Here is a 14,175-nt window from a genome sequence, read left to right on the forward strand (position 1 = left end):
TGATTTTAAATCACCCTAACCTTCCTTCAGTCTTGTCTTATGGTACTCTGGCTGCTTAAAAACTGTCCGGAGTATTGCTGATTATATATTTGCCTTAACTTTCAGAATTGATCGCAAACGACGCTGCAACGATCAAAGTAATGTTTTCAATTCCCACGACGCGAACCACCTCACCGGGTTCAAAAGTCATGTCTCGATCGCACTTCGCCGGCCACCAACTGTTTTGGAAACGAACCCGGCCGCATTCTTGAGGGCGGATTTGTTCATCTACGATCGCTGTTTCAACATCGTTAATAGACATAGCTGCTTGCTCCAGAATATAAACTCGACTCGATCTGTGTGTAAGTTAGAAGCTTGTTTGTCAACTTCCCCTCCACACTCAACAGTATCCCCTGCCAACCTCGGCCGTGTCAGTCGGTAAAAGTCTATACAAGTCCACTGTTTGAGGGTGTAAGCGAGTCGGAAAAAGTCTGTTAAAGTTGTCTCAGATGGGTAACGCTAAACCTGGTGACTAAATGGAAGCCGATCGTGCACTGGATTTTACCAACTCGTTACTTGTGGCTCGAAACCTGAAAACTCTCGACAACCTTGACAGCGCGATCTTTCGCGAAGCTTGGCAAGGCGTGCAAGGCAGGACGTACCAACAGGTTGCAGATAGTGAAGGGTATGGAGTAGGGACTGTTAAGGATGCTGCCTCTAATTTGTGGAAGCGACTTTCAGCGCTGTTTGGAGAAGGCGAAAAAGTCAAAAGAGACAACCTTCAAGCCGTTGTAGAACGGTATTGGCGCAGCTACTCGAAACTAGAACCGCAGTCGGGACAAACTGTTCCGGCCCAAGTATCTCTCGGACTTGATGCGGATTTGGAAATCGAAAACCCGAACTTTTTGGGCCGCTTCGGGGCGATCGAAGATCTCAATACTCTTGTCGCCCAAGGTGCTAAAGTGATTGTCATCCAAAGTGCCGGCGGTATGGGCAAAACGACTTTGGCCAGAGAGTATCTCAAATCTCAAGGGTTCGATCGCGTAATTGAACTGTTGATGGCAAAAGAGACAGAGAATATCACAGCATTGGAAAGCGCGATCGAAGAATGGCTCAAGCAAGACTTTCAGGAAGAACCAGGGCCCGACTTTGGCGTCACCTTGGGGCGGTTGAAACGGCAGCTTCAGACTCACAAAGTCGGCGTATTAATTGACAATTTGGAAGCCGCACTCGACGGACAAGGTAAGTTTATTGAACCGCACCGGCTTTACGTGGAACTGTTGCGAGTTTTGGCTGACGCAGCGGTGCAGTCGGTAACGCTGATTACCAGTCGCGATCGACTGTGCGATTCTGATGTCACCGTAGAACACTACCTGCTTCCGGGATTGGAAGTTGAAGTTTGGCGGCAGTTTTTTAGCGCCCGCAATATCAATATAGATGATGTCGCCCTCAAGGAAATGCACAAAGTTTACGGCGGCAATGCTAAAGCAATGGGCATTATTTGCGGCACGATCCGAGAAGATTTTGACGGAGATATGGCAGCTTACTGGCTAGAAAACAGTGAAGATCCGCTCCTTGAAACAGACTTAAAAAATTTAGTTACCAGTCAGTTTAACCGCCTGCAAGAACTCGATTCGGAAGCCTATCAACTCCTGTGTCGCTTGGGCTGTTACCGCTATCAAGATGTGCCGACAGTCCCTACTGACGGACTTTTGTGTTTGCTGTGGGACGCGCCCGAAGCCGGACGGCGACAAATCATTAAATCGCTGTTGCACCGATCGCTAGTCGAGTCTCAGAAGGGCGAATACTGGCTGCATCCAGCAATGCGCGAAGAAGCGGTCGATCGGCTCTCCCCCGGAGACTGGGAGACTGCAAACCGCAAAGCCGCCGAGTTCTGGACAGAGAGTGTTGAAAATATTGAAACGGTAGAAGATGCGCTGAAAGCTTTTGAAGCTTACTATCATTATGTGGCAATTAGCTGTTTCGACCAGGCCGCTAGCGTCATCCTCAAAAAAATCAATATCCAGTTTGCCAAAGATTACAAGCTGGGTAGAGCGCTCTACAAATTAGGTTTCTTGCAGCCCATAATTTCAGCCACTACTCGCATCGTCAACAATGTGACTTCTGATTATTATTTGAGCGGCTTATACAGTATTTTAGGCATTTGTTACCGGATCTTAGGCGAAATAAATCAAGCCATAGAATGCCATCAAATATCAGAAATAAAAGCCACTAAATCTTTGCAAATTCTAGCGAAAAGCAGCGACCCGGAAAACGGCAAACAAGCTAATCTCGAATTCTGGAAAGTTAACGCTGCAATTAATATAGGTTTTTGTCAAATAGAAATGGGCGAATTAGAATCAGCTATGGAGATATTTGTCAAGCTGAAAACTTCGCGGGACGAAATCGGGATTAATAGCTATTCGATCAATGTCGGGTTAGCTTTCCTCAACTCCTGTGTGGGAGCAAAAAAAGAGGCGGAAGAACTCGCCGAAAAACTTTATGCCGATCGGGAAAACAGTCAGTTGGTGGGTACGGGATACAAGTTAGTTTTTCTCGCCGCCACCTATCAAAACCTGGGAGAGACAGAGAAAGCTTTGAGTTTGTACCGCCAAGCGATCGCCCAAGCCGACCAAAACCAGTACAGCACCATCAAAGCCAAAGCTCTCAGCGGTATAGCAGCGCTGTACCGAGAACAGGGAGAAGTTGACCAAGCCCTGCAGCACCATGCAGAAGCAATAGAAATACTCGCTCGAGCCAGCGCTAAATTAGACCGAGCCGAAGCTTGCTATCAACTAGCACTAACAGAACAAAAACTTGGTAACACCGAGAAAAGTGAAGAAAATTTTGAGCGCGCCATTCAACTGTTCAGCGAAATGGACGCTAGCAAACAAGTAGAAAAAGTACAGTTAGCCGCAACAAAAAAAACAGAAAAAATACCTAATTAATCGAGCAACAAATCAGAAAATAGATACAATAAATGAAAGAACAACCATAAACTTTGTAGATATGAAACTAAAACGATTGGGACACGTAGCCGTCTGCGTGCAAGACATAGAGAAGTCTGCTGAATTCTACCGCAACTTGGGTATGGAGTTAGTCTGGAAAGATGCAGACTGGGCTTATTTGAAAGCAGGAGAGGACGGATTGGCGCTGTTGAGTCCGAGTTACGACCAAGCAGGGCCGCATTTTGGCTTTGTATTTGACGATCGTACCGAAATGGAATCCGCCTACGAACAACTCAAAGCCGATGGTGTTTCCGTCACCCACATTCACGAACACCGCGACGGTACTGCATCTTTTTACGGCAGAGATCCAGATGGGAACGGTTTTGAATATCTTTACGAACCGGCCTGACGATTCTCGGACTTGCGGATCAAAACCCAAGAAACCGGGTTTTTAGCGGTTTCTGCGATTTGCAGTGCGTCTTATCGACAAAAACCCGGTTTCTGACCACGTGGGCGAACTAAATTAAGTAAGCGCCCAGAAAAAAATAGAATATCCAGATACCCGGTTGGGCGTTCCTTCTTCCGTTCCCGGAACATCCCTACAACTCCCCGAATAATCTGAGGTACTCACACCGAGGCTTCTCAAGTAAGGTGCAGGCTGTGAATGCGAAATATATCCACAACTTCCGAAAATCGGCTCGATAATCTAAAATCTAAAATCTAAAATCTAAAATCCTCATGTTGCAGAGAATACAAGTCAGAAACCGCTGGAAATCAATTTTCAAACCCTGGGAAGAAGCAGACCCTTGGCTGTTTGGCGCTTGCATCGCCCTCACCATCTTTGGGGGAGTCATGATCCGCAGCGTCGAAATCAACCAGGGGCTGATCGACTGGTGGCGGCACTGGGTAACTGGGGCAGTCGGTTTGTTCCTCGCCATCATCATTTCCCGCTGTCGCTACCAAATACTGCTTGAGTGGAAATGGCTGATTTACATATTAATCAATTTGTCCCTGATCGCAGTGCGGTTTATCGGTACTACAGGGCTCGGTGCCCAGCGGTGGATCAACATCGGCGGCTTCTACCTGCAACCCTCAGAATTTGCCAAAGTAGGCATGATTGTCACTTTAGCAGCTCTCCTGCACGACAAGACTGTCCCCACGGTGGGTAATATGTTGAGGATGCTGGCGATTATGGCTGTACCCTGGGGATTGATCTTTGCCGAACCAAATTTAGGTACTTCCTTAGTCTTCGGCGCAATCACAATGGGGATGTTTTACTGGGGTAATGTCAATCCCGGCTGGCTAATATTGCTATTCTCTCCTCTCATCTCAGTTCTCTTCAATAACCTGTCTACACCGATTTGGATAGCCTGGGTAGTTGTTGCCGGTATTATTGCTTGGCGAACCCTGCCTTGGCCCTGGTTAGGCACTTTCGGTGCTGTGTTGGTGAACGTTGTTTCTGGACACCTCGGACATATTTTTTGGAATGTGCTCAAGGATTATCAAAAAATGCGTCTGACAGGGTTTTTAAACCCCGAGAAAGACCCTTTAGGCAGCGGATATCACTTGATTCAATCTCGGATTGCTATTGGCGCTGGGGAACTGAAGGGCCGGGGTTTGTTTCAGGGAACGCAAACTCAGCTTAACTTTATTCCCGAACAGCATACGGACTTTATCTTTTCAGCTATTGGCGAAGAATTGGGTTTTATTGGCTGTATTAGCGTGTTGTTGGTATTCTGGATAATTTGTTTCCGGTTGGTGACGATCGCTCAAACTGCTAACGATAATTTTGGTTCTTTGCTGGCAATCGGCGTACTGTCAATGTTGATTTTTCAGGTATTCGTCAATATTGGGATGAACATTGGCTTGGCTCCGGTTACGGGCATTCCGCTGCCTTTCCTAAGTTACGGGAATGCGTCGCTGCTGAGTAATTTTCTCGCCCTGGGGCTGGTGGAGGCGGTGGCCAGCCAGCGACAGCGCAAGAAGCGTTGGAATTAGGTCATTGGTAATGGCTAATGAGTTTTGGGAATGCGATCGCCCTTTTGATTTCTTTCGAGAAATTCTGCGGGCGATCGCATTTTTTTTCCATCTGCCAAGGCGCATCTAAATTTTACGGTTCCTGAGCCGAGCCTTGATCACTGTCAAGTTTGATAAAATTATTGTGTGGTGTGCGCGAAAACCCGCCCAAAAATAAAATTTAGAGGCCCAACAGCTTAAGTAGATCAACTTAATTAAACCACTCCTGACGCAAACAATAAATGGTTTTATGCGCTATGAGTAAGCCACTCAGTGTGCAGTGGACGCCCTACTCAGCAAGTTATTAATGCCTGAAACCATTGCTATTATTACATCTTTTTTTTTTCTTCCGTCTTCCTGCTTCCGTCTTCCTTCTATCCTTTACATCCCGTACATTGCTCGTTGCCGAACTTCCGTCTTCCTTCTATCCTTTACATCCCGTACATTGCTCGTTGCCGAACTTCCGTCTTCCTTCTATCCTTTACATCCCGTACATTGCTCGTTGCCGAACTTCCTTCTATCCTTTACATCCGTTACATCCCGTACATTGCTCGTTGCCGAACTTCCTTCTATCCTTTACATCCGCTACATCCGAAGAAAGCGAATCCGTTGCCGAACTTCCTTCGCCTCTGATTACTCGTTCATATTCTTGTACGTAGCAACAGCCGAAGGCGAACTCCGGTTTAAATAACGGAATATCCAATATTTAAATACCGTATCCAAGATCACAGGAAACGTTGCAATGAACAAAAATATGAACTGCCTATTTTCTGGCAGTCCCAAATGCCTCGATAAACCTTCGAGAATTACTTCCCAACCGTGAGGCGAGTGGAATCCGACAAACACATCCGTAAACAAAATAATTACGAAAGCTTTCGCACTGTCGCTGAGGCCGTAAATCACATCGTCCATGAAAGACTTTAAAATCTCAATCTCTTTCTTGTTAGTGACGATAATCGCGACAAATGCCATGCAGGAAATCAAATCGGCAAAAATATTTTTAATAGCTCCACCACTTTCAGCGCGGTATTCCTCCGCTAGCTCAACTGCTTTCTCGGCAATCTTCTTTTCCGTTTCTTCTAAAGAAAGCGACGGAGCAGCGCCTATTAACCTTTTAAATTTGAGGTTCTGCTCAAATCTCTCCAGTTCTTGGAATGCTTCTTCTTCGAGGTTAACATTTATGAAAAGTGGGGCCTTTTCTTGACCTCTAAAATGGTCAACTATCGGGCCGACAAGAAAGTTTTTGGCAATTTGATTTGTCAACAGCGGAACTAAAATCAAAAGCAAAATAAATCTCAGAGAAATAATTGTTTTGACTTTGGAATTGCGGAAATTCTTAACTACTTCTTTTTCAGCTCCAGGGTCTAAATCTTTAGTGATTCGATTCAAAGTCCCCAAAAGCGATCGCGGTAATAAATTGACTTCTTCATAGTTAGTGTCAACCTCACCATCGTGAATGTGAACAGAATTAGCTGAACCTTTATTTTTGGAGTCAGGTGGAGAACTGCTATTTGTAGATTTTGTCTGCACATTTACTGAACTGACAACCGGAACAATTGCCGTTGATCTACTATTATTAATATACTTGTCGATGACTCCATCAATAAACTCTAGCTTCTCAAATATAAGGGATTCTCTATCTTTATTGTTGAGATGTAATCCGTGCTGGTGATAATCAGCGCTGTGCCCCGTTTTGGGTTTAGCTCCCACTCGCTCCGGCAGTTCCAAAAAAGAACGGCTAGCATTAAACTCAACCATTCGGGTTTGAATAACCTTGAGGTATTTTTCCAGTTCGGATTTAAAGTAAGACAGGGTGCTTTGTCCGTAATCTCCCGATCGCTCAGAGATTCCTTGACCGCCAAAATGCTCGTCTTCGATCGCCTTAATTGCTAACGCAGCATCGTAGGCCTGTTCTAGAGCCCTCTCAGGGGTTTCTCGATACCATTGGTGAAGGCTGTAGAGATATTTTACAATCCTGTTCCACGGAGAAGTATTCATAGCTAAAGCTGGTTAGTTGGCTGTAGACATTAGTGATTAAAGTATTCACGGTATGGTAACAAATTTACATAAATTGAGAACGGCCACCGAAGATTCAATTTGGATTGTCGGATCTGCCCGCAGCGGCAAAACCACTCGCTTAGTCGAGCAGTTCTGCATTTGGAGCAAAACTGTCAAGCCTCTGCCTGCAACAGTTTCAGGGCGATCGAGCTCCGGGCGGCGGCGGGCTGGACAAACTGCCCCAGCAATTTTAGTCTTAGCAGCTAACGGAGACAACCGGCTAGAATTAGCCGATCGCATCGCCGTCGCTACCCAAGGAAAATATACCTTTCACTCCACCACACCCTTCGGTTTTTTTGAGCAGGAGGTATTGTTATTTTGGCCCCTGCTAGTTCAGTCGCTGGATTTGAGGGCTCAATTTCCCTTGCGACTGCAACCTGAAACAGAACTGGAACTTGCCGCGAGACTCTGGCGTCGCGAACTAGACGAAGGCATTTTGCAAAAAACAGGGGTAAGTCCAAACCGAATGGTGCGTCGAACACTAGACTTATTACAACTTGCTGCTGTCAGCGGTACACCGAGAGAAGAGATTCCCAGCATTCTAGAACAGGGATTTGCTGGGGAGGGCGGCTCGACCAACCTGTGGACTAGCATGGGAGAGTTGCTGGAAAGGTGGCGGGAATGGTGCTTGACGCGGGGGCTCCTGACTTACGGGATTGTTTGCGAACTCTACTGGCGCTATTTGTTGCCGGATGTCAGTTACCAGCAGCATTTGGCCTCTAGATACCAAGCTGTGATCGCAGACGATGTTGACGATTATCCGGCGATAAGTCGCCATTTATTCGATCGAATGCTCGACCAAGATGCAGCGGGGGCGTTCTCCTACAATTCAGATGGAGGAGTGCGTTTGGGCTTGGGGGCTGACACGGAATACCTAGCCCAACTCGAAGACCGCTGTCAAAGCGTGGAAAATTTGGACGCAAAAGCGGGTTTAGCTGCAGAGATTGGAGATTTAGCGGTAAGTTTAGCAGTTAATTCTGAGGGTTTTTATCCTTTAGGCTTGAGTTTGCCCGGTAAAGTTCGATCGCTCCAAACCACTTCCCGGGCTCAACTGCTGCGAGAAACCGCCGAAATCATCGTCGATGCGGTGAAATCACAAGCCGTGGAACCGCAGGAAATCGCCGTAATTGCCCCTGGGATGGATGCGATCGCCCGTTACAGTTTAACGGAAATTCTGGCGCGAGATAATATTGCCGCCGTATCTCTCAACGATCAGCGGCCGCTCTCGACTACCCCAGAGATTCGAGCTTTACTCACTTTGTTAGCGTTAGTTTATCCGGGACTCGGCCGTTTAGTCGATCGAGACGGCGCAGCCGAAATGCTGGTAATTTTAGGTAGCCAGAAACACCCTTCATTGGAAACAGAAGATTCCAACTCGACATTCAATCTAAAATCTCAAATTCACAATCAAAAATCGATCGACCAAGTGAGAGCAGGTTTAATCGCAGATCACTGTTTTTGTCCAGATATCGATCAACCTCAATTGCTGCCAATTACAGCCTTTCCCCGGTGGGACAGACTGGGACACCGAGCAGCCAGGGCCTACGAGCACATTGTCGAGTGGATCGAACAACAGCGATCGCAACAGCAGGAGCGGCTGTTGCCGAGTCCAATTGCCCTACTCGATCGAGCAATCCAGAAATTTCTCATGAACGACAGATACCTGCCCTACGATCGGCTAGCAGCCCTGCGCGAGTTAATGGAAACCGCCACCCACTACTGGGAAATCAACGGGCGAATGCAGCGCGTTGAACCAACAAACGGTGGCGACTCAGAAACGATCGCCCGGTTCATCCAATTGTTGCGCCAAGGAACCGTCACCGCCAACCCCTTTCCAGTGCGTCCAGAAGGCCCAGCAGCCAGAGCCGTCACCCTCGCCAACATCTTCCAGTACCGCAGCAGCCGCCGCGCCCACAAATGGCACTTTTGGCTGGATGCCGGCTCGCCCCTGTGGCTGAGTGGCGGTGCGGCGACATTGTTTGGTGCTCCCTTATTTTTGCGATCGCAACTGGGGCGTCCCTGGGAAACCGAAGAGGAAACAGCGGCCGACCAACAGCGACTGCGGCGAATTCTGCTAGATTTGTTAAGTCGCTGTTCCCTGCTTTACCTGTGCCACAGCGAACTATCCGTCAGTGGACAAGAACAAACCGGGCCGCTTCTGCCCCTAATTAACAGCTCTGTTTCTTGTCAGCAGTCAGCATAAGGCATTCGCTTCTGCAGGCAAGAGGCACATCTGTATTCAGCATTCGACATTCGGGAAGAAAAAATTATGACGGCGAAGATTTTTATTTTTTCGGATTCGGGATAAATACACTGGGCTGACTCCAAGCGCGACTTCTAGGTTCTATCGAAATGGCGCGATATTAAAGTATACCCAACCTAGGCATCAAAACGTGCAATCATTAATATTTTGGGATCAAAAGATGCCCAGCTTAAAAAATATCTATAGCAGTTGCAGTTTTGATTTAGTATGTTAGAAATGATGGGGTTATTAATCAATTTTAAGCCGGATTTGTGGCAACAAACTGATACTAATCAGTTCTTAAAGTTAATCGGGATCGTCGTTTAAAGGAGCCAAAATAATGCCAAGTGCAGTGCCATTAGTAATTATACCAGAACCTACACCAACACCAGAACCAGAACCAGAGACGCCAACACCAGAGACGCCGACACCAGAGACGCCGACACCAGAGACGCCAACTCCGACTCCAACACCAACACCACCTCCCTCCGGGGACGACACCTTTGGCGGCATAGACGACACATTGGGCGGAGGCCAAGGTACGTCGCCCGCAATCATCGGCGGCGTAGTCCGCGGCACAGAAAGCAACGACTCCTTAGCTGGCAGTCCCGGCCCCGACGTGATTTCCGGGCTGCAAGGCAACGACACCTTGCAAGGAGTCGGAGGCGACGATTTACTATTTGGCAACGACGATGACGACGTGCTGTTCGGCAATGAGGGCAACGACGTTCTTGATGGCGGTTCAGGACTGGATACCCTGTACGGAGGCAAAGACAACGACTCCCTCGACGGGGGAAATAACCCCGACCTGCTGTATGGCAATGACGGCAACGACACGGTAATCGGAGGCGAAGGCAGAGACACGGCTTACGGCGGCAAAGGCAGCGACAGCTTGCGTGGCGGTTCTGGCGACGATAGCTTTTTGGGCGATCGAGGTGACGACATTCTGTGGGGCGACCAAGGCAACGACTCGCTCTTCGGTGGCGACGGCGAAGACTTGCTATTTGGCAACGAAGGAGGCGACTGGCTCTACGGAAACGCCGGCGGGGACACAATTTTTGCCGGCGACGGCGATGACATAGTATTCGGCGGTGAGGGCGACGACATCGTGGACGCCGGTGCTGGCAACGACGTTATTTGGGGCGAAGCAGGCAAAGACGTAGTGGCAGGAGGCGAAGGCAGAGATGTCTTCGTCATCGGTGCATTCAGTTCCCCCAGCGGCAGCAGCGACGGCACTAACGCGGCATTTATCACCACAGGCGGCCCCGATCTCGCCGATGCCGACATTTTCACAGACTTTCGCCAAGGCGAAGATTTAATCGGGTTAAGTGGCGACCTCAAGTTTGAAGATTTGGTAATCTTCCAAAGCACTGAGACCAAAGCCGGCAGTACGATTATTCGCAACGGCGTCAGCGGCGACTTTTTAGCAGTATTGCCCGGAGTAGACAGCAGAACCCTAGGGCGAAGCTCATTTGTAATTGCCCCCACAGTTCCCGGCAGCGCAACTCCGCTTCCCCTGCCGACCCCGACACCAACGCCGACACCGACGCCGACAAACAGTCCGACACCAACGCCGACACCGACGCCGACACCGACGCCAACACCGACGCCAACACCGACACCAACGCCGCCAGACGAGCCGGTGCCGATGTTCCCCGGGTCGCCGACACCGACAGGAAGTCCGACGCCGACAGGAAGTCCGACGCCGCCGACACCGCCGACGCCTATCTTTAACCAACCTCCAAGAGCAGTTAACGACAACTTCACCACGGTTGCGGGTCAAGAACTCAGTTTCAACGTTCTGTTGAACGACACTGACCAGGAACAAAGCGCTCTGACTGTCACGACTTTTGCTCCAGCAAGCAAAGGGAGCCTGGTTCCCGTGGGCGGCGGCGTATTCAAATACACCCCGAATCCGGGCTTCTCGGGTACTGACAGCTTCAGCTACTCGATCTCAGACGGCAGCGGCGGCACAAGTAAGGCGGTAGTAACCATCAACGTCAGTAGCCCGCCGCAGCTAATAATTAACGACGGTGTGGTGGTTGCCAAAAGTAATCCTACCCAAACAATTACTGCCGCCGATTTGTTAGTCACAGATCCCGACAACAGCCCCTTGGAAATCGTTTACACGATTACTAAAGCCCCCGATGCTACCAGAGGTTTTGTCCAAAGGGGTAGCACCTTTCTCAACGTCGGCGGCAAATTCAGCCAAGACGATATCAACAACAACATCGTCAAATACAACTTGCTGGCAGAAGGTGGCAGCGACAGTTTCACCTTTACAGCCTCCGACGGGTCTGCAACTATCGGGCCGGCATCCTTCAGCATCACGGTGGTAGATAATATTGTCGATCGCAGCGCACTCCCGGCCAGCAGCTTTACAGGCAGCAACCTCAGCGACTTCATCCTCGGCGGGGTCGGCGACGATACCCTCTCTGGGGGCGACGGCAACGACATCATGGATGGCAGTGGCGGCAACGACCTCGTATTCGGTGAAGCAGGCAACGACTCGCTGGTGGGTGCGATCGGCAACGACATCCTCGACGGCGGACTCGGCAACGACACCGTTGACGGCGAAGACGGCATAGACTCGCTGATCGGCGGACTGGGCAACGACCTGATGTTCGGCGGCAATGACAATGACAACCTCTTGGGCGGTGACAACAACGACACCATTGACGGCGGAACAGGCAATGACTCGATGTTGGGAGAATCCGGCGACGACTCGATACTTGGTGGCGCTGGGATCGACACCTTACTTGGTGGCATTGGCGACGACTCCCTCGACGGCGGTGCCGGCGACGACATCCTCGACGGTGGATTGGGCAGAAACTTGCTCGACGGCGGTATCAATAACGATTCCATCTTGGGCGGCGACAACGATGACACGATTTTGGGTGGAGAAGGCAACGACACGGGACTCGGAGGTTCCGGCAATGACTACGTGTTGGGCGAGGCCGGCAGCGACTCCCTCGACGGCCAAGCGGGCGACGACACTCTCGACGGCGGTGCCGGCAGCGACTGTCTCAGCGGCGCCTTCGGCAATGACTTGGTATTGGGCGGCGATGACAACGACTCGCTTTCCGGCGGTGCAGGCAATGACATTTTGGGCGGTGGCAACGGTTCTGACTTGCTCACGGGCGATGCTGGCAATGATTTCTTCTACTACGAAACTCCCAGCGAAGGCGTGGACGTGATTGCTGACTTTAACGCTAACGGCAGCGAGACCGACAGATTTTTGTTCAGATCGTCAAATTTCGCAGGTTTAACCAACTCAGGAACTACTCTCGATTTCACCAGTTTTATCGTCAGGAATATCGGGTCTAGCGGCGACAACATTAGCAAGCAATCAGTCATTTTGTTTGAATCTAAATTTGACAACGCTCAAGCAATAAATGCAGTGTTGAAGAATCAAAACGGTTCGAGCCAAACGGGAGCTTTCTTCGTGTACCTGAACAATACTTTTAACAAGTACGTTCTCGGATTTGACCCGAATGTGGCAGATGACAGTCTCCCAGCTTTCGATTTGGCAGTGTTGAATTCTATTCCTACAGTGCCCGGAGCGCTCAGCACCGTCATTACTGCATCTGACTTTAAGTTTATTTAGTAGTTTTTGAGTAGCGTCGCAAGGAGTCGGAACAATGCCAAGTGCAGTACCACTAATTTTTCTCGAAGGGCGGCTACCCGATGAGAACGAGGATAGTTTGGATAGCGGGACGGTGCCGCAGCCTACGCCGTCGTCGGGGACGGAGCCGCCGATGATGACGGGGACGGAGCCACCGATGATGACGGGGACGGAGCCGCCGATGATGACGGGGACGGAGCCGCCGATGATGACGGGGACGGAGCCGCCGATGATGACGGGGACGGAGCCGCCGATGATGATGGGGACGGGCCCGGACATTTCGGTCACGCCTGTGCCGCGGCCACCTCTGACAGTTCCCACGCCTCCCCCAGAGCCACTTTTTGTCGATGGCTTAGTTGTCGCAAATGACGGCAGTAACTATTTAATCGGCAGCTTGTTCAATGACACGATTTCCGGGGGGGCCGGCGACGATACGCTTCTGAGTCGGGACGGAGACGATCTACTCAGGGGCGAAGACGGTAACGATTCTCTCAACGGCGGGGCTGGTAAAGATATTGTTGAGGGCGGGCGTGGCAATGACACGGCGCGGGGCGGCAAAGGCGATGACTTGGTTTCTGGCGACGAGGGCGGTGACGTAGCTTTTGGCGACCAGGGCAACGATCTTGTCTTGGGTGCTGAAGGCAACGACTCGCTGTACGGCGGTAAAGGCAATGACTGTCTGCGCGGTGGTGGCGAGGACGACCTGATTTTTGGCGACAAGGGCAGTGACACTGTTTTTGGCGACACGGGTAACGACTGCCTGATCGGCGCTGGGGGCAATGATATTTTGTTGGGCCAGGAGGGCGGGGATGTCATCACCGGTGGTGTTGGTAACGATACTGGTGACGGCGGCGAGGGTGATGACCTGATCTTCGGGGGCGACGGCAATGATTCTTTGTCTGGAGATGCTGGGGATGATATTCTTTCGGGCGATCGCGGCTCGGATACTCTGACAGGAGGCGACGGATCGGATATCTTTGTTCTGGGTAGGGTGGGCACGTCGCCTGGTGGCAACGGGTTTCTCACTACTGGCGGCCGCGAAGTCGGCGATGCTGATGTAATTAGAGATTTTAATGCGGGAGATTCGATCGGTCTGGCTGGAGGTCTGAACTTTACAGAGTTAGAAATTTTCCAGGGCCAAGGCTCGAATTCTAGCAACACGATTATTAGGGACAGGCGAACTGGGGAATTTTTGGCGGTGTTGATTGATGTTCGATCAAACTCGCTAGATGAATCTAGGTTCACTACAGCTCAAATACCGCGCGTAAACGACAATCCCTTCACCATTGAGGGGACAACCACGAATC

8 protein-coding genes are annotated in these 14,175 nt (G+C 50.1%); 6 read left to right on the forward strand and 2 right to left on the reverse strand.

The annotated features are described in order from the left end of the window. Positions 1–94: 94 nt before the first annotated feature. The gene (locus QUA07_RS17680; protein ID WP_333036967.1) at positions 95–301 is read right to left on the reverse strand and encodes an NfeD family protein; all 207 of its coding nucleotides are present in this window, start codon (positions 299–301) and stop codon (positions 95–97) included. A 214-nt stretch (positions 302–515) separates the two neighbouring features. On the opposite strand from QUA07_RS17680, the gene QUA07_RS17685 reads away from it, so the two are divergent. From QUA07_RS17685 to rodA, 3 genes are all read left to right on the forward strand, one after another. Further along, positions 516–2,927: a tetratricopeptide repeat protein gene (locus tag QUA07_RS17685; RefSeq protein ID WP_333327303.1), complete on the forward strand. Its 2,412-nt coding sequence runs from the start codon at positions 516–518 to the stop codon at positions 2,925–2,927. A gap of 61 nt (positions 2,928–2,988) precedes the next feature. Beyond that, positions 2,989–3,336 carry a VOC family protein gene (locus QUA07_RS17690; RefSeq protein ID WP_190661613.1) on the forward strand — a complete coding sequence of 116 codons (348 nt, stop codon included), beginning with the start codon at positions 2,989–2,991 and terminating at the stop codon, positions 3,334–3,336. A 329-nt stretch (positions 3,337–3,665) separates the two neighbouring features. Beyond that, on the forward strand, positions 3,666–4,925 hold the full coding sequence (rodA, locus tag QUA07_RS17695) for a rod shape-determining protein RodA (RefSeq protein WP_333327306.1): 1,260 nt from the start codon (positions 3,666–3,668) through the stop codon (positions 4,923–4,925). A gap of 651 nt (positions 4,926–5,576) precedes the next feature. Here the strand turns inward: rodA and QUA07_RS17700 are convergent. Beyond that, complete coding sequence (locus QUA07_RS17700) at positions 5,577–6,941, reverse strand: proton extrusion protein PcxA (RefSeq protein WP_333327308.1); 1,365 nt, start codon at positions 6,939–6,941, stop codon at positions 5,577–5,579. 52 nt (positions 6,942–6,993) lie between these two features. Here QUA07_RS17700 and QUA07_RS17705 point away from each other — a divergent pair, with 52 nt between their 5' ends. The 3 genes from QUA07_RS17705 to QUA07_RS17715 all read left to right on the forward strand — a co-directional run. Continuing rightward, positions 6,994–9,204: a recombinase family protein gene (locus QUA07_RS17705; protein WP_333327311.1), complete on the forward strand. Its 2,211-nt coding sequence runs from the start codon at positions 6,994–6,996 to the stop codon at positions 9,202–9,204. A 379-nt stretch (positions 9,205–9,583) separates the two neighbouring features. Continuing rightward, complete coding sequence (locus QUA07_RS17710) at positions 9,584–12,850, forward strand: Ig-like domain-containing protein (protein WP_333327314.1); 3,267 nt, start codon at positions 9,584–9,586, stop codon at positions 12,848–12,850. A 34-nt stretch (positions 12,851–12,884) separates the two neighbouring features. Further along, positions 12,885–14,175, forward strand: a 1,291-nt coding sequence (locus QUA07_RS17715; protein ID WP_333327317.1) for a calcium-binding protein, incomplete at its 3' end; no start/stop codon positions are given.

The sequence above is a fragment of the Microcoleus sp. T3_A4 genome, assembly GCF_036700465.1.
Taxonomy (GTDB): Bacteria; Cyanobacteriota; Cyanobacteriia; order Cyanobacteriales; family Microcoleaceae; genus Microcoleus.

Bases quoted from the DNA above. Each gene is read 5' to 3' on its own strand.
- QUA07_RS17680 (WP_333036967.1), bottom strand. From the start codon at position 301: ATGTCTATTAACGATGTTGAAACAGCGATCGTAGATGAACAAATCCGC.
- QUA07_RS17685 (WP_333327303.1), top strand. From the start codon at position 516: ATGGAAGCCGATCGTGCACTGGATTTTACCAACTCGTTACTTGTGGCT.
- QUA07_RS17690 (WP_190661613.1), top strand. From the start codon at position 2,989: ATGAAACTAAAACGATTGGGACACGTAGCCGTCTGCGTGCAAGACATA.
- rodA (WP_333327306.1), top strand. From the start codon at position 3,666: ATGTTGCAGAGAATACAAGTCAGAAACCGCTGGAAATCAATTTTCAAA.
- QUA07_RS17700 (WP_333327308.1), bottom strand. From the start codon at position 6,941: ATGAATACTTCTCCGTGGAACAGGATTGTAAAATATCTCTACAGCCTT.
- QUA07_RS17705 (WP_333327311.1), top strand. From the start codon at position 6,994: ATGGTAACAAATTTACATAAATTGAGAACGGCCACCGAAGATTCAATT.
- QUA07_RS17710 (WP_333327314.1), top strand. From the start codon at position 9,584: ATGCCAAGTGCAGTGCCATTAGTAATTATACCAGAACCTACACCAACA.